Origin of the sequence: Maribacter hydrothermalis (genome assembly GCF_001913155.1) — a bacterium.
Lineage (GTDB): Bacteria > Bacteroidota > Bacteroidia > Flavobacteriales > Flavobacteriaceae > Maribacter > Maribacter hydrothermalis.
On record NZ_CP018760.1, the window covers coordinates 637,810 to 653,963 of the forward strand.

A 16,154-nucleotide genomic window follows, 5' to 3' on the forward strand; every position below is an offset into this window, starting at 1 on the left:
TGCTAAAATAAATAAATATGCATTACAACACTTGCTTTAATAGCTCTTTAATCTCACTTAACATCATTGCTGTTGCTCCCCATACAATATAACCATTTAATTTAAAGGCCGGTACTTCAATATTCGATGCGTAAGACGTTGTCAATTTTTTAGTAACAATTTTATTTTCATCTAAAAAATCTATCAATGGTACTTCTAAGATTAATGCTACCTCGTGATCTTGCTTTACAAATGGTTTTGGATACTTATATAAACCAATAAAAGGTTGCACTATAAAATTACTTGGAGGTATAAATATTTCTGAAATCTCCTTAATTACTGTAACATCATTGGGCTCCACACCTACTTCTTCATGTGTTTCCCTTAATGCAGTAGAAAGTAATCCAGTATCTGCCTTTTCAACTTTACCACCAGGAAAGCCCACTTGATTAGAATGAATACCTTTATATGTTTTTCGAAGAATTAATAAAAGATTTGCTTTTTGACTTACTGATGGGTAAAACAAAGCCATTACTGCAGCTTGTCTCGGATTTTTAACAGATGAATTAATCAGCTTTAATTCATCTAATCTAAATTCTGGAGCCATTTTAAATTGAGATGCCTCGCCAGGTAGCGGTAGATCCTTTATTTTTGATATCTGTTGTTCAAAATACTTAAAATCCATGCGTGCACTTAAATTCTATATATTTTATTCTGCTTTACTATTAATTGTTACCAGTTGCAAAGATACTCCTAAGAAATCTGAAAGCATAACTACCGAACATACTCCTATAATAGATTCAGTACAAATAATTGAAAAAGCTGTAAAAGAAGAAATAGAAGATACTTTTGAACTTACCGAGGAAAATGCTATTGATTTCTTTTTTAATTATGAAAAAAACCTGAAATCAAACAAAGTAAAAATTACCACCAACTTAGGCAGTTTTATTGTAGAACTTTATGATGATGTACCCTATCACCGAGCAAATTTCATTTATCTAACGCGCAACGGATATTTTGACTATACCCAATTTCATAGGGTCGTGAAAAATTTCATAATACAAGGCGGGAATTCTGACGACAAAAAAACTGGTAAGAAAAGAGCTAGGTTAGGAAGGTATCTTTTACCGCCAGATACGCGTAAAGGGCATAAACATCACCGAGGAACAATATCAATGCCCAGTAGCGAAATGGACAACCCGCACATGCTTGCTTCTCCATTTGAATTTTTTATAGTGGTCACAGACCCTGGTTCCTATCATCTAGATGATGAATACACCCCTTTTGGCAGAGTCATTGAAGGTATGGAAGTGGTAGACAAAATTAATAGTCAACCTGTTGGCCAGGGAGATTGGCCAATGCAGAATATTTATATAGAAAAAGCCGAGGTTATTGAATAATTTGGTTGTCCGTTAAATTATTAAAAAACTAACTTAATTACTTTCTCTATAGATATTAGGAAGGCTAATTTTAAAACGAACCGCCAAAACACGCATGATAATTATGGTTAAGATAGCCATAGAATAGGCTACCGTATTTTGAATTGGAAATTGAATTAACAGAAAATACACTAAGCCACCTAGGATGCAGACTGTTGCATAAATTTCTTTTCTAAAAATTACCGGAATCTCATTACATAAAATATCGCGTATTACCCCGCCAAAACAAGCCGTTATGGTCCCCAATGCAATGCACATTACGGGCGAAAGTTGTGCAGCAAGACCTTTTTCTACACCTACCATTGTATACAGTCCAATACCTATTGTATCAAATAGAAACAGCGACCTTCTAATGTGCTTCAACTGTTTCACAAATATTATGGCCATTAAAACAGTAATTACAATAATGAGTAAATGTAATGGGGCATTTAGCCATCCTACGGGTTTAATCCCAATTAGTAAATCTCGTAAAGTACCACCACCGACTGCGGTTACAAATGCAATAATCAATACTCCAAAGACGTCTAACTTTTTATCCATAGCTACTAAAACACCCGATATAGCAAATGCTATAGTTCCTAATATATCAATGATGAAATAAAACATTGTTTATAGCTTTTGTGTAAAGTAATTATAATCTTTTAGTACTGTTTCTAAATAGTTTACATCGTACAATTCTGAATTCGACTGCAAGATACTATCTACCTTATTCCTAAGCGCCTTCATTGTCTTAAAATCATTACTATTTTTTGCTATTCCAAAAGTTTCTTTAATTAACCTTACATCTTTATCCGTCAAAATTGTAACATTGGTAAATTGTGGCACATAGGTATCTTCTACTTCTTCTAATATAGTATGGGATATTTTTGTTTTATTCTTTGTGCTAATTACTACCGTACCCGCTGCAGCATCACCTAAGCGCTGTCTTTTTTCTGAAAATAAAATGGTCAAAATTCCTATAGAACCAACAAATAACCAAATATCTACCAAACGGAGCATCCACCGAATTAGATAACTACTCCAATTAACCGGCGATCCATCTAATTTTACGACTCTAATTTTAAGTAGCATTTTACCCACCGTTCTTCCATTAAAAATAATATGCATTAAAAGGCTATAGAACATAGCTGGTAAGAATATTAATGCCACCAACCCTCTTTGTGTCCACCCATCATCGTAGATAAAGCCAATTGCATCACCAATTAAATTAACTAAAATAGAATAGAGATAAAGAATAAATGCATCTATAAAAAATGCCCCTATTCGTTCACCAATACTAACTATAGTATAATTAAGATTAACATTTTGCGTTGTATTGATTTGAAGGTTATTCATTAAGTCTTAAATTTAACATGGTAAATACTTTTTATGCGAGAAGCTGCTTTTGTAAGGCAAAATAAGGAAAAATGGATTGCTTTTGAAAAGGCCATTAACCTTGAGGCTAAAACAAATCCTGATGAACTTGCCAACGGATATATTCAATTGACGAACGATCTAGCTTATGCGCAAACTTATTACGCAGAAAGTAAGACTTTATTGTATTTAAATGAATTAGCCTCCCAAGCTCATCAAAAAATTTATAAGAACAAAAAAGAAAGTGGTAATAGAATTTTAAGTTTTTGGAAAACGGAATTTCCACTTTTTTTTAAACAATACCACCAAACCCTAAGTATAGCTTTTATTATTTTTAGTATTGCTACGGCTATTGGGTCTTTATCCGCCTTACATGATGCCACTTTTGTTCGTTTAATTTTAGGTGATGCCTATGTAAATGAAACGCTAAATAATATTGCTAATGGTGACCCCGCAGCTATCTACAAAGGTGGTAGTGAAATTGGTACTTTTTTGGGAATAACAATTAACAATATTAGAGTTGCTTTTTTAGCATTTGCTTTTGGTGTAATTACTAGTATAGGCACTGCATATATCCTATTCAGCAATGGTATTATGCTTGGTGCTTTTATCACCTTTTTCTATACTAAAGGAGTTTTCTTTGAAGCAAATAAACAAATTTGGTTGCATGGTACCATTGAAATTTCTGTAATAATAATTGCAGGTTGTGCAGGGTTAATTATGGGAAATAGTATACTTTTTCCAAAAACGTATTCTAGACGTGTATCGTTTATGAAAGGTGCCAAAGACGGATTAAAAGTAGTGGTAAGTACTATCCCCTTTTTTATTATTGCAGGATTTATTGAAGGTTTTATTACCCGTTACACCGGCATGCCTAATTGGATAGCTTTTTTAATTATTGGCGCTTCCTTATTTTTAATTCTATATTACTATATAGCATACCCTATATTACTTAATAAAAAATATGAAAGACAATTACATACCGTTACGGGTAAACCGTGATTTTGGAGGAATAATCTCTGTTTATTTTGACTTTTTTAAACAAAACATTAAAAACTTTACCAATGTTTTCATTAGCTATAATGGCATATTTTTAATTGGACTTTTAATTGCCAGCTACTTATTGGTTTCTGGTTTTATAGGTTTAATTGCCCAAGAATTTGATTTTATAGGCGATACAGATACTAGTGGGTTTGCTCAAGATTATTATCTGTATTTGGGAATTGGTGGTTTTATATTTTTTATCATATTTATTTGCGTTGCCATTTTAAACTATTCATTATCTAGTGGTTACATGATCAAATATGAAGAACACAAATCGAACAATGTAAATAAAAATGAAGTTTGGCAATTAGTCAAAGGTCAGTTTGGAAATATTGTACTATTTGTACTTTTATTAATTCCTATATACTTAGTGGTTCTTATAGCCGCTATTATTTTAGCCATTATACCTTTGTTAGGGTTATTTGCCCAGTATATTTTGCAATTCTTTTTAACAGCTTGGGTAGGTGTTTCATTTTTTGATATGTTGCAAAATAAAAAAAGTGTTACTGATGCTTTAGGTGAAGGTTGGCGTTTGGTTACCGGAAGCTTTTGGAAATCGGTGGGGGTTAACTTTATAATGGGCCTTTTACTAGGTATTTTATTACTATTAGCTTTAATAGTACCAGGTATTATTATTGGCGTATACACCTTTCATGTTATTGAGAATAATGTAGATTATTCTCAATCTATTGTAAGTACTATTGTATATACTTTAGGCACTTGTTTTATACTCATTATTGCAGTTTATGGTCAATGCTTATCTCAATTTGTAAATGGTATATTATATTATGCCTTACATGAAAAAACATATAATGAAAATGCACGAGCTTCCATAGAGCAAATAGGCCAAAACCATTAATTTGAAGAACACCATTTTTCTTTTATTCCTTCAATTAGTAACACTCCTAACATATTCACAAGGTGTGCAAGATTCTATTGTAGAAATAGATACGGCGTCCGCAATACAAATACGGCAGTTTAATGATGGCTTTTCTGATTCATATAACGGCGAAGAATTTAACTACACCACTAAAACGGGGGAATCTCAAAATTTATTGGCACGTTTTATAAATTGGATCGGCCAAGGACTTTATAACGTTTTTGGTATAGAACTATCGCCGCAAGTATTAGAGATTTTAGAATATCTAATTTATTTGTTATTGGGCCTTTTGGTTATTTATATTGTAGTAAAGCTGCTAATTAAAGAAAATTTTAATTCTTTTTTCCAAAAAAAGGCCCATGCTATTAATGATATAAATTTCACCGAAGAGCATATTGAAACTATTGACTTAAATAAACTTTTAAAAGAGGCGCTAGACAGTAATAATTATCGCTTAGCTATTAGATATCAATTTTTACTTACCCTACAACAACTATCCAAAAATGATATAATTGAATGGCATTTTGATAAAACCAATTCTGATTATTTAACCGAAATAACTGAGCCCCAACTAAAAAATAAATTCAAAAAGGTAGTATACCTCTACGATTATATTTGGTATGGTGAACAAGAAATAGCTATAGACAAGTACGAAAAATCTATTTCTGATTTTGAAACTATTAATAACCTATTAAAACAATAATTTGGGACGTCGTTCAAAAATAATTCTTGGTTTTTTAGTTGCGGTACTCATAGGTATAATCGTAACAGAAATTACGCGTCCAAGACCATTAAACTGGAGACCTTCTTATACCGCTGATTCAAAAATTCCTTTTGGATGCCATGTACTTTTTAACGAGCTTCCGTCTATATTCCCGAATAGTAAAATTGAATCGGTTGATGAAAGTGTTTATGATGTGCTAATCAATAGAGACTCTTCCCAACTATCGAATTTCTTATTCATAAATAACTTTATTTCGTTCGATGAGCAAGAAACCAATAAGTTGTTAAGCTATGTTTCTGCCGGTAACCATGTTTTTATTGCTACTAATGGTCTTCAAGGAAAACTTGCAGATACTTTAAATATTGAAATTGAACAGCATTATGAAATAAAGGAAGATTCGCTAAATGCTTCCTTTACAAACCAAAACCTACCTAAAATTAAATTTAAATTTGAAAGAGGTGCCGACCCAACTTATTTTACTAGTATAGATACGAGTAAAACGACAATTTTAGGTCATATTCAGTTTAAGGAAAGTACTTTTTTAGCTGATCAATCTATAACAATAAATGAACGCCCCAACTTCATTAAAACCGCTTTTGGAAAAGGTAGTTTTATTATTAACACCTTACCTGTAGCATTCACGAATTATTATGTACTAGGAGAAAATAAAGAATACGTAGAAAGTAGTTTTTCGTACCTAAATGACGCTACTATTTTTTGGGATGACTATAAAAAATCTGGAAGAACAGTCATAAACTCACCTTTACGTTTTATACTTGCTCAACCTTCTTTAAAATGGAGTTATTACTTACTAGTCTTTGGATTATTGCTTTTTGTAATCTTTAAGGCAAAGAGAGAACAACGAATTATTCCTGTTATAAAACCTTTAGAAAATTCATCGGTTGAATTTGCTAAAACAGTTGGCTCATTATATCATCAAAACAGAGATTTTACAAACTTAAACAACAAAAAGATTATCTACTTTTTAACCTATTTAAGAAATAGGCTTTATGTAAACACAACCAATTTAGACGAAAATTTAATTACACAAGTAGCCGCAAAAGCCGGAAAAACGATAGAAGAAACCAAAAGTTTGATAGATTTAATAGTAGGTCTTAAAAATAAACCTTTACATACAGAACAAGACACTATAAAGCTTACAAAAAAAATAAACACATTTAAACAGTCTTATGGAAGATCATACTCAAGATGAAAATAACTTAGAATTTAACTCCAGAATAGACCTTTCCAAATTGCAGGAATCTGTAGCTAAAGTAAAGTTCGAATTAGGAAAAGTTATCATTGGCCAACAAGAAATGATTGAATTATTAGTAGTTTCAATCTTAGCAAACGGTCATTCTTTAATAGAAGGTGTACCCGGTGTTGCAAAAACTGTCACCGCAAAATTATTGGCAAAGACCATGAATGTAGACTTTAGTAGAATACAGTTTACACCAGATTTAATGCCTAGCGATATTTTGGGAACATCTATTTTTAATGTAAAAAATTCTGAGTTCGAATTTAAAAAAGGTCCTATATTTTCTAATATTGTACTTATTGATGAGATAAACAGAGCACCGGCAAAAACACAAGCCGCACTTTTTGAAGCAATGGCAGAACGGCAAATAACTATTGATGGCAACGAATTTGAAATGCAACCACCATTCTTAGTTTTTGCAACTCAAAATCCCGTAGAACAAGAAGGTACTTATAGGCTTCCTGAAGCACAACTAGACCGTTTTCTTTTCAAAATTAAGGTGCACTACCCTACTCTTGAAGAAGAAATACAAATTCTAGAAAACAAGCACCAGCAAAAAAATACTGATGTTGAAGCCTTAATTGATTCTGTCTTATCAGCAGAACAAATAGCAACATACCAAAAGGTAATTAAAGATATTATTGTTGAAGATAATTTGCTAAAATACATTGCGGCGATAGTTAACAATACAAGAACAAATGCTAATCTTTATTTAGGAGCATCCCCTAGAGCATCAATTGCTATTTTAGACGCTTCTAAAGCTGTTGCGGCAATTAACGGTAGAGATTTTATTACCCCAGATGACATTAAAAAAGTGGTAAGCCCAATTTTATGCCACCGTATAATACTTACTCCGGAACGTGAGATGGAAGGGTATACCGCAGAAAAAATGGTTTCAGATTTAATACAGACTATAGAAATTCCAAGATAATAGATGTTGAAAAGAGTATTCGGAAATATATACTTTCAAAAGCGCATTTTTCTAGTTCTTACTGGAATAATTGTTTGCTTCCTCCTATCCTATATATTCGAGAATTTTACTTTCATAATAAAGCTGTTTTTCTATCTATTTGTAGTAATTACTCTTGTAGACATACTACTTCTATTTTTATCTAAAGGTACTATTACAGCCGATAGAATTGTTCCTGACAAACTTTCTAACGGTGATGAAAATAAGATTGAAGTTAAGGTAAGTAATCAATATTTATTTACCGGCAACATTACTATTATCGATGAACTCCCTTTTCAATTTCAAAAAAGAGATTTAAATTTTCAAAGCACCTTAAAAGCTGGGGAACAAAAATTATTCTCTTACACTGTAAGACCAGTTGAAAGAGGAGTTTATAGCTTTGGCAATTTAAATATTTTCGCAACTTCACCAATTGGATTCATAGCTCGTAAATATACTTTCAATAAAAATAAAGAAGTACCTGTTTATCCTTCATTCTTACAACTTAGAAAATATGACCTTTTAGCCTTTAACAATAGGCTTTTAGAACACGGTATTAAAAAAATACGTCGTATTGGTCATACCATGGAATTTGAGCAAATTAAAGAATATATACAAGGGGATGATATTAGGAACATCAACTGGAAAGCTACAGCGAAAAGAAGTCTGCTTATGGTTAATCAGTTTCAAGATGAAAAATCACAACCAATTTATTCGGTTATTGATAAAGGTCGTGTAATGAAAATGCCATTTAACGAACTTAGCCTTTTGGACTATGCCATAAATGCGTCATTAGTAATCAGTAACATAGCGCTTAAAAAAAATGATAAGGCCGGCATCTTTGCTTTTAGTAATAGAATAGAAAATAGAGTAGTTGCCGAGCGTAGAAGTTCGCAAATGAACCTAATTTTAGAAACACTATACAATCTTAAAACAAATTTTGTTGAAAGTGATTTTAGTAGATTGTACATTGACACTAAGAGAAACTTACCTCAACGCAGTCTACTCTTACTTTACACAAATTTCGAAACTTTAGATGCGCTTCACCGTCAATTACCTTACTTACAAGCAATTGCAAAACAACATTTGTTAGTAGTTATTTTCTTTGAAAATACAGAACTAATAACCTACACTAAAGAAAAACCGGAAACTACATTAGAAATTTTTGAACAAACTATTGCTGAAAAATTCATTTATGAAAAGCAATTGGTCGTAAATGAATTACGTAAGTATGGAATACAAACCATACTTACCAAACCAGAAGATTTGACCATAAATACAATTAATAAATATTTGGAAATTAAAGCTAAAGGACTCCTATAAATTCACCTTAATAAATAAGTTGCTTGTAATTCTGATGCAATATCACCTGAGCCATTTTCGGTAAAATTGGGTAATTCTAATTCTTCGTTTAAATTTAATTGGGTAACTAAGCAGCCACAATTTTTACCATAACCGCCATTTCTTCGTCTATTACCACTATTCCCTGTAAAGACCTCTAATGCCAAAGCCGAAACAACTCCACCTAAAGTAGTAAAAATGACATCACGGGTTTCCCAAGAAGCTCCTCTCGGCTGGTCATAGAGTGCTTCTTTTGCCAAGCCGGCTGCTAAGCTGCTTCCAACAGCGCCAGCCCAGGTCCAGCCACGTTGTCCTTTTGATATTTTATGTGCAGCATATCCCCCAACGCCACCAATAACCATACCTGCACCTAAATGCTTAACGGCATCTGAGCTATCTTGAGCATATAACGTAGCTACTGAAAAAAATAAATATAGAAGTGCCAAGAATTTCATTCTAAAGAGGGATTTTTTTTTGAATAACGTTAAATGATTGGTTATAGTATGTTGTTAATACTACAGATTACAACAATTGAAACCCAATTAACCCTACTTTTATGATATAAATCCACTCCCACCTCCATACGTTTAAACGATAAATTCTTTAAAACAAAAAATGGACTTATGGTTTATCTTAAATAATGATGAAAGCAGTATTACATAAATCAAATCCTCGAAGGCATGTTAACCATGGTTGACCTAATTCTTATCACAGTTTCAGTTTTGCTAACAATCATAATTAAAAATGAAAGAATTTTGAGGGATTAAGAGTCTTAAATGATGACATCGTAGAAGTTAGGCATGGCTTAGGAACCGACCCGCATAGTAATATGGAAATAATTTCTATACTTTTAGAAGATGACCTCCTGCATATAGATGACATGGGCAACTCTACTGTCATAAAAGCTGGTGATATACAGGTTATGAGTGCTGGTACCGGAGTTTCTCATAGTGAGTTTAATAAGAATCAAGACAAGGATGTTAAGTTTCTTCAAATTTGGATTATTCCCAATAAGAAAAATGTAGCACCTAGATATGATCAGGTTTCAATTAAGGATTTAGAAACAACCAATAGCCTTACTCAAATACTATCGCCAAACAAAAACGAAAAAAGAGTTAGGATTCACCAAATTGCCTGGTTTCATTTAGGTAATTACGAAGTTATCAAACAGATATTTACACATTAAAACTAAAAGGTAATGGTGTGTATATTTTTGTTTTAGAGAGTACTGTTGATAATACTGCCAGCACCAAGGCTAAATTTCTTTTATATGAAGTTCCTATGAATTAGTAATTGATTTAGTTTATATAAAAACATTTCATCGTATATAATCGACGCCTTTTTGGTGTCTTTTATCATTTAAAAACCAGGTTCTTAATTATATTTAGAAAATATTCTCCCAAGCGTTAGATTACATTTTTTTAATTTTAACTGATTCAAGGTACCATGACTGTCATTTATCAATAACTTAAGCTCTGCTTTAATTGTGACCTTGTTTAATAAACGGTGTCCATTATATAGATAATAAAGAACTTTCAGAAATTGAATACAAAACCAAAATATAACATATTCGAAAAAGGTAAATTATTAAATGATTTTGGAATCATAACCTTTATTTCAATGCTCTGTTCTACTATGGTATTTGTCGTAACGGCAATTATGTTTACCTACGTTGAACAGATAATAGCATTGCTTATTGCTGTTGGTTACGGATTTGGTTTTTTATTAAATAGATTAAGATTCAACAAAGCAACAAGGTTGTATATGACTATATATCCGCCTACTACTTTTATGGTAATTATACTATTAATAGGTGGTTTTTTTGGTCAAGCTTTAGGTTTTGCAACTATGGTGTTTTTAGCATTTATAGGATACAGGAATAACCCCAAATTAAGAATTTTATTTATTTCTTATGATATTTTGGCCTTTATTTTACCTACCATATATATATCATTTTATGGACCTCTTTTAGGAGTTATAGATGTGCCATACGATGAAATTCTTGTTTTTATTGCGTGTTTAGCATGGCTCTCCCTCACTTTTAGAATGTATGACGAAAACAAAACCCGTAACTACACCAACACTTTAGAAAAGAACAATACGGCTCTTATCGAAAGTGAATTTAACCTAAAGCAAACTCAACTTGTACTTCAAAATCAAAACAATAAACTTGCGGTCCTCAATAACGAATTAAATTTAAAAAACAAACATATTGAAGAATTCACCTTTATTGTTACACATGACCTTAGAGGCCCTTTAAACAACATTAATATTATTGCCAAGGAATTACAAACACAGCATTTATTAAACGATTACACAAATACTCCTAGTTTTTTATCACACTTAGAGAATAGTTCTACTCGATTAACCGATTTGGTTAATGGTCTTTTAAAATATGCTGAAATAGGAAATTCTAGCCAAATGGAAAGAATAAACGTAAATGACCTAATAGAAAACGTTTTAATTGATATGTCTGAACAAATAAAAACCAATAATGCAAGCATCTCTATCGGTGAAATGCCTAGTCTAATTGCTAGGGCGAATGACATTAGGATGCTTTTTCAGAATTTGATTCATAATGCTTTAAAATTTACTTCGTCAGACAAAAAACCGTCTATTCGTATCCATTCTGTTAAACTACCTTGCTTTTATGAATTTAGTGTAGAAGACAATGGTATAGGAATTCCCAAAGAGGAATTAAACAACGTTTTTAATGCCTTTCATAGATTACATAACCAATCTGAATTTGAAGGCTCGGGTATAGGGCTCTACGGTTGTAAAAAAATAATTGATCACCACCAAGGTAAAATATGGATTGAATCTACGGAAAACATAGGCAGTACATTTTTCTTTACAATTAGTACAGATTTAGTAGAACATAAAACGATTGCATCGCATACTTAAATAAAAAAACTACTCATGAAGCAGGCTTTTCTAATTCTTGTATTGACATTTTTATCTTTTATTGCCAAGGCTCAAGAAACTGCTGTAAAATTAGGGGTCGTTGGACTTACTCATGGTCATGTTGGATGGATTCTTGGTAGAGAATCTAAAACAGATATCAACATGGTAGGTATTGTTGAGCCCAACAAGGTATTAGCAAAAAAACTTTCAACCGAATTCGGCTTTTCTATGGATCTCGTTTTTGATACTATGGATGAAATGATAAAACATGTAAAACCAGATGCCGTTGCTGCATTCGGAAACATAAAAAATCATTTAAATGTTGTTGAAATATGTGCTCCCAAAGGAATTCATGTAATGGTAGAAAAGCCTTTAGCCACTACATTCGAAGATGCTTTAAAAATACAATCTTTGTCAGAGAAATATAAAATACATGTTTTAACTAATTATGAAACTTCTTGGTACCAAACTAATGTAAAAGCAAATGATTTATTAAATAATGGGGCTATTGGAGTATTAAGAAAGGTAATTATAAGAGATGGGCACAAAGGCCCAAAAAAGATAGGTGTATCCAACGAATTTTTAGAATGGCTAACAGACCCAGAATTAAATGGCGGCGGCGCCATTACCGATTTTGGTTGCTATGGTGCAAATTAGATGACATGGATAAACAAAGGAAAACGACCTAATAGCGTTACCGCAGTAACACAACAATTACAGCCTGAAAACAACCCTAACGTTGACGATGATGCCACTATTATACTAACTTATGATAATGAAATGGCAATTTTACAACCGTCTTGGAACTGGCCTATCGGGAGAAAAGATATGGAACTCTATGGTACAAAAGGAGCTATATATTCTGACAACCCTACACAATTAAGACTAAGAATTTCAAAAGGTTATAGCGACTATACAGAAGAAACATTTCTTTTAGGAGAACGTGAAGAACCATTCAATGATCCGTTTGCCGTTTTTGCAGCCGTAATTACCGGCAAATTGAAATTAGAGCCATTTAATGTATACGCATTAGAAAATAACATAATTACAATGGAAATACTGCAAGCAGCCATTATAAGTTCGAAAACAAAGAAGACTATTCTTCTTAAGTAAACTACCTCGGGGCAAGCCCACGAGGCATTCGCCCGAAACGAACTTTTAATTTCGAGGCAAGCCTCGGGGTATTATACCCTTTGGCGGTGCCAATAAAGTAACCATTTAGCAGTAAATAGAATAGTAATAATTTTTATTATCAACGTTTTAAAATACCCAAAAATGATACCTTTTCTCGAAAAAACTTTCCCGAGTTGATAAAATTTTAGCATTAATCAAACAATAAAATAATGGAAACGAAAACTAGCATAACCATTATTGCTGTTTCCTTACTTACTTTAGTTTATTTTGTAATTCCTTCATCGAGCAATGAAAGTCTTGATAACACCCAAAAAAGCTTCCTTTTATTCCTTTAAATGTACGGTAGCTAAATTTTTATTGAATGATGTTGATACTACTCAACAAATTACACCTTTGTTTGAAAACCTGGGTAATCTCAATTTCTCTATAAGTACAAAACAAAAACAGGAACAGACTTTCTTTAGTCCTGGAATATAGCTTTCCTATGCTTTTTATTCTGCAGCTGCACATCAATGATTTATAAAAACTTTCAGTTTAGTTCTAAGTATAACAATAACCTATTTAATAATGAGCTAATGTCCTAGAACCAGATAGTAATAACTTTACTATTCTAATAACAAATTTTAAAATGTAAAACACGGAGGTTTTCATGTAAAAAAACAGTAAATTCATAGTTAAAACCATCATCAAATGTTACGAAATATTTACGTGCTATTCTTTACAACATTTTTAATGTCATTGAATGCTCAAACCTCAATTATAGGTTTTACTCCAGAACAAACCAACAAACAATTACAACTTGAAAAGAGCTTTGAAGAAAAATTAAATGCAGCCAACTTAGATGAGTGGATGCAAAAAATGGCAGCTAAACCTCACTGGGTGGGTACGGAATTCGGAGAAGAAAATGCTAAATGGATAAAAAGTCAATTCGAATCTTGGGGCTATGATGCTAAAATAGAAACCTATCACATCCTTTTCCCTTATCCTACTGAACGAGTTTTAGAGCTAACTGGTCCTACTCAGTATAAAGCAAAACTTACCGCCGTACCTGTAGAAGGTGACCCTTTTACCGCTCAAGGTGACGCACTATTACCAAGTTATAACGCATTTTCAATTGACGGTGATGTTGAAGCTGAATTGGTATTTGTTAATTATGGTATTCCTAAAGATTATGAAGAATTAGAAAAATTAGGCATCAGCGTTGAAGGAAAAATAGTTATTGCTAAATACCAAGGTTCGTGGAGAGGTATTAAGCCAAAGTTGGCTGCTGAAAAAGGAGCTATTGGTTGTATTATATACTCTGACCCAGAAGATGACGGCTATGGTCCAGGCGATGTCTACCCTAAAGGAGCATATAAAAATAAAACGGGAGTACAAAGAGGTTCTGTTATGGATATGCCCACCTACCCAGGTGATGTTTTAACTCCTGGTTATGGTGCTACAAAAGATGCAAAAAGGTTAGATAGAAAAGATGCGCCTACTATTACTAAAATTCCCGTTCTACCAATATCCTATGAAGATGCGCTTCCCCTTTTATCAGCATTGGAAGGTACAGTTGCGCCAGATTCTTGGAGGGGAGGATTACCAATTACCTACCATATTGGCCCTGGTCCTGCAAAAGTACATTTAAAACTTGCTTTTGATTGGAAACTGGTACCTGCACATAATGTTATTGCCACTTTAAAAGGTTCTGAATTTCCAGACCAATGGGTTATGAGAGGTAATCATCACGATGCATGGGTTCATGGTGCTAATGACCCTATTAGTGGTATGGTTGCCCTTATGGAAGAAGCTCGTGCTATTGGTGAACTTGCCAAAAAAGGGCAGAAACCAAAACGAACATTGGTATTCTGCGCATGGGATGCTGAAGAACCAGGCCTTATTGGTTCTACAGAATGGGTAGAAGACCATAAAAAAGAATTACAAGAAAAAGTAGTAGCCTATATAAATACAGATGGCAACGGTCGTGGATTTTTAGGTGCCGGCGGATCTCATTCTTTACAAGCCATGGTTAGTGAAGTTGCTAATACCGTAGAAGATCCACAAACAAAAGTATCTGTAAAAGAGAGAAGAATTGCTGCAAATATGGTTAATGGTGGGGATGAATCTTTTGAATTGTACGCTTTAGGCTCAGGCTCAGATTACACCCCTTTTATTCAGCATGCCGGTATTGCGGCTTTGAATTTAGGCTTTGGTGGCGAAAATGGTGGTGGTGAATACCATACCATTTATGATACCTACCCACACTACAAAAGATTTAAAGACCCTGATTTTGCCTATGGTGTGGCATTGGCCAATACTGCAGGTCTTATAACTTTACGCTTAGCAAATGCTGATGTAATTCCATTAAATTTCTCGCAGTGGCACACTACGGTTTCTGGCTATTTAACTGAGATAATAAATGAGACCGAGCAAATGCGAAAAGATGTTCTTAAACACAACAAAATGGTCGCCAACAAATCTTTTCAATTAGCAGCAGACCCTACTAAAAATGTTAAGAGCCCTGTAAAAAAAGACCTTATACCTTATATTGATTTTTCTTCTTTACAGAATGAATTAGTTTTACTAAATGAAACTATTTCGGAATTTGAGAAAATAAATACGGCAACCTTAACTGGCAAAATGAAGATTGAATTGAACAAAAATCTAATGAAAGCCGAGCATATGCTTACTTCTGAAAAAGGTTTACCTAGAAGACCTTGGTTTAAGCATCAAATATATGCACCAGGTTTTTATACCGGTTATGGGGTTAAAACTTTACCTGGAGTTAGAGAAGCCATTGAGCAAAAAGATTGGAAAGAAGCACAAGAACAAATTGAAACATTAACTACTACATTCCATAATTTCAATACTTTTCTTATGGAAATGAACAATAGTATTAAATAAATACAAAGATGGATTCCACATATAAAAAAGTCTTCGGAGGTAATAGTATTGTAGCACGTAGAATTGAACTTTTATTAAAGGACAATTCTATTGAACCTATTCTTAAAGATGAAAGTGAATCTGCCAGGTTGGCTGGTTTTGGAACTCCGCTTCCCGATTTAATTCAAATATTCGTTCACAAAGACGAAGAGATTAAAGCGCTAGCCTTAATCAACCAGTTACATAAAAAATAATAAAAACAAAAAAAGCCTCCTTAATTGGAG

General features: G+C 32.9%; 17 protein-coding genes. 13 read left to right on the forward strand and 4 right to left on the reverse strand.

All coding sequences use genetic code 11. The features are described from left to right. Positions 1-22: 22 nt before the first annotated feature. Positions 23-664 (reverse strand): NUDIX hydrolase, encoded by a 642-nt coding sequence (locus BTR34_RS02825; RefSeq protein ID WP_068484141.1) that lies wholly within the window; start codon positions 662-664, stop codon positions 23-25. Here BTR34_RS02825 and BTR34_RS02830 point away from each other — a divergent pair. After that, on the forward strand, positions 663-1,379 hold the full coding sequence (locus BTR34_RS02830; RefSeq protein ID WP_068484139.1) for a peptidylprolyl isomerase: 717 nt from the start codon (positions 663-665) through the stop codon (positions 1,377-1,379). The genes BTR34_RS02825 and BTR34_RS02830 overlap by 2 nt on opposite strands. Positions 1,380-1,412: 33 nt before the next feature. Here the strand turns inward: BTR34_RS02830 and BTR34_RS02835 are convergent, their stop codons facing one another. Together BTR34_RS02835 and BTR34_RS02840 are read right to left on the reverse strand one after the other, a co-directional pair. Then, on the reverse strand, positions 1,413-2,024 hold the full coding sequence (locus BTR34_RS02835) for a trimeric intracellular cation channel family protein (protein WP_068484137.1): 612 nt from the start codon (positions 2,022-2,024) through the stop codon (positions 1,413-1,415). 3 nt (positions 2,025-2,027) lie between these two features. Next, positions 2,028-2,753 carry an RDD family protein gene (locus BTR34_RS02840; RefSeq protein ID WP_068484135.1) on the reverse strand — a complete coding sequence of 242 codons (726 nt, stop codon included), beginning with the start codon at positions 2,751-2,753 and terminating at the stop codon, positions 2,028-2,030. Positions 2,754-2,786: 33 nt separating this feature from the next. On the opposite strand from BTR34_RS02840, the gene BTR34_RS02845 reads away from it, so the two are divergent. The 6 genes from BTR34_RS02845 to BTR34_RS02870 are packed head-to-tail and all read left to right on the forward strand — an operon-like array spanning position 2,787 to position 8,949. After that, positions 2,787-3,773, forward strand: a complete 987-nt coding sequence (locus BTR34_RS02845; RefSeq protein ID WP_068484133.1) for a stage II sporulation protein M — start codon at positions 2,787-2,789, stop codon at positions 3,771-3,773. Continuing rightward, a complete protein-coding gene (locus tag BTR34_RS02850) occupies positions 3,736-4,674 on the forward strand; it encodes a hypothetical protein (RefSeq protein ID WP_068484131.1) in 939 nt (312 codons plus the stop codon). The genes BTR34_RS02845 and BTR34_RS02850 overlap by 38 nt, the downstream gene beginning before the upstream one ends. 1 nt (position 4,675) lies before the next feature. Beyond that, positions 4,676-5,398 (forward strand): hypothetical protein, encoded by a 723-nt coding sequence (locus BTR34_RS02855; RefSeq protein ID WP_068484129.1) that lies wholly within the window; start codon positions 4,676-4,678, stop codon positions 5,396-5,398. 1 nt (position 5,399) lies between these two features. Beyond that, the gene (locus BTR34_RS02860; RefSeq protein WP_068484128.1) at positions 5,400-6,632 is read left to right on the forward strand and encodes a DUF4350 domain-containing protein; all 1,233 of its coding nucleotides are present in this window, start codon (positions 5,400-5,402) and stop codon (positions 6,630-6,632) included. Next, positions 6,610-7,608: an AAA family ATPase gene (locus BTR34_RS02865; RefSeq protein WP_068484125.1), complete on the forward strand. Its 999-nt coding sequence runs from the start codon at positions 6,610-6,612 to the stop codon at positions 7,606-7,608. The genes BTR34_RS02860 and BTR34_RS02865 overlap by 23 nt, the downstream gene beginning before the upstream one ends. 3 nt (positions 7,609-7,611) lie before the next feature. Continuing rightward, the gene (locus tag BTR34_RS02870; RefSeq protein WP_068484123.1) at positions 7,612-8,949 is read left to right on the forward strand and encodes a DUF58 domain-containing protein; all 1,338 of its coding nucleotides are present in this window, start codon (positions 7,612-7,614) and stop codon (positions 8,947-8,949) included. 2 nt (positions 8,950-8,951) lie between these two features. On the opposite strand, the gene BTR34_RS02875 is transcribed toward BTR34_RS02870, so the two are convergent. Next, positions 8,952-9,422 (reverse strand): hypothetical protein, encoded by a 471-nt coding sequence (locus BTR34_RS02875; RefSeq protein WP_068484122.1) that lies wholly within the window; start codon positions 9,420-9,422, stop codon positions 8,952-8,954. Between the two features lie 374 nt (positions 9,423-9,796). On the opposite strand from BTR34_RS02875, the gene BTR34_RS19025 reads away from it, so the two are divergent. The 6 genes from BTR34_RS19025 to BTR34_RS02905 all read left to right on the forward strand — a co-directional run bounded on the left by BTR34_RS19025 (position 9,797) and on the right by BTR34_RS02905 (position 16,124). Further along, entirely contained in the window at positions 9,797-10,153 is a 357-nt protein-coding gene (locus tag BTR34_RS19025) for a pirin family protein (RefSeq protein WP_068484120.1), read from the forward strand. Positions 10,154-10,509: 356 nt separating this feature from the next. Beyond that, positions 10,510-11,871 (forward strand): sensor histidine kinase, encoded by a 1,362-nt coding sequence (locus BTR34_RS02885; RefSeq protein WP_068484117.1) that lies wholly within the window; start codon positions 10,510-10,512, stop codon positions 11,869-11,871. A 15-nt stretch (positions 11,872-11,886) separates the two neighbouring features. Further along, a complete protein-coding gene (locus tag BTR34_RS19030) occupies positions 11,887-12,528 on the forward strand; it encodes a Gfo/Idh/MocA family protein (protein ID WP_235843189.1) in 642 nt (213 codons plus the stop codon). After that, the gene (locus BTR34_RS19035) at positions 12,529-12,984 is read left to right on the forward strand and encodes a Gfo/Idh/MocA family protein (RefSeq protein WP_235843187.1); all 456 of its coding nucleotides are present in this window, start codon (positions 12,529-12,531) and stop codon (positions 12,982-12,984) included. A 711-nt stretch (positions 12,985-13,695) separates the two neighbouring features. Continuing rightward, positions 13,696-15,891 carry a M28 family peptidase gene (locus BTR34_RS02900; RefSeq protein ID WP_068484113.1) on the forward strand — a complete coding sequence of 732 codons (2,196 nt, stop codon included), beginning with the start codon at positions 13,696-13,698 and terminating at the stop codon, positions 15,889-15,891. Between the two features lie 8 nt (positions 15,892-15,899). Beyond that, positions 15,900-16,124, forward strand: coding sequence for a putative signal transducing protein (locus BTR34_RS02905; protein WP_068484111.1), 225 nt, complete (start codon positions 15,900-15,902; stop codon positions 16,122-16,124). The last annotated feature ends 30 nt before the right edge of the window (positions 16,125-16,154 follow it).

Coding starts and splice junctions, on each gene's coding strand:
- BTR34_RS02830 (WP_068484139.1), top strand. CDS start 663: ATGCGTGCACTTAAATTCTATATATTTTATTCTGCTTTACTATTAATT.
- BTR34_RS02825 (WP_068484141.1), bottom strand. CDS start 664: ATGGATTTTAAGTATTTTGAACAACAGATATCAAAAATAAAGGATCTA.
- BTR34_RS02835 (WP_068484137.1), bottom strand. CDS start 2,024: ATGTTTTATTTCATCATTGATATATTAGGAACTATAGCATTTGCTATA.
- BTR34_RS02840 (WP_068484135.1), bottom strand. CDS start 2,753: ATGAATAACCTTCAAATCAATACAACGCAAAATGTTAATCTTAATTAT.
- BTR34_RS02845 (WP_068484133.1), top strand. CDS start 2,787: ATGCGAGAAGCTGCTTTTGTAAGGCAAAATAAGGAAAAATGGATTGCT.
- BTR34_RS02850 (WP_068484131.1), top strand. CDS start 3,736: ATGAAAGACAATTACATACCGTTACGGGTAAACCGTGATTTTGGAGGA.
- BTR34_RS02865 (WP_068484125.1), top strand. CDS start 6,610: ATGGAAGATCATACTCAAGATGAAAATAACTTAGAATTTAACTCCAGA.
- BTR34_RS02870 (WP_068484123.1), top strand. CDS start 7,612: ATGTTGAAAAGAGTATTCGGAAATATATACTTTCAAAAGCGCATTTTT.
- BTR34_RS02875 (WP_068484122.1), bottom strand. CDS start 9,422: ATGAAATTCTTGGCACTTCTATATTTATTTTTTTCAGTAGCTACGTTA.
- BTR34_RS19025 (WP_068484120.1), top strand. CDS start 9,797: ATGGAAATAATTTCTATACTTTTAGAAGATGACCTCCTGCATATAGAT.
- BTR34_RS19030 (WP_235843189.1), top strand. CDS start 11,887: ATGAAGCAGGCTTTTCTAATTCTTGTATTGACATTTTTATCTTTTATT.
- BTR34_RS19035 (WP_235843187.1), top strand. CDS start 12,529: ATGACATGGATAAACAAAGGAAAACGACCTAATAGCGTTACCGCAGTA.
- BTR34_RS02900 (WP_068484113.1), top strand. CDS start 13,696: ATGTTACGAAATATTTACGTGCTATTCTTTACAACATTTTTAATGTCA.
- BTR34_RS02905 (WP_068484111.1), top strand. CDS start 15,900: ATGGATTCCACATATAAAAAAGTCTTCGGAGGTAATAGTATTGTAGCA.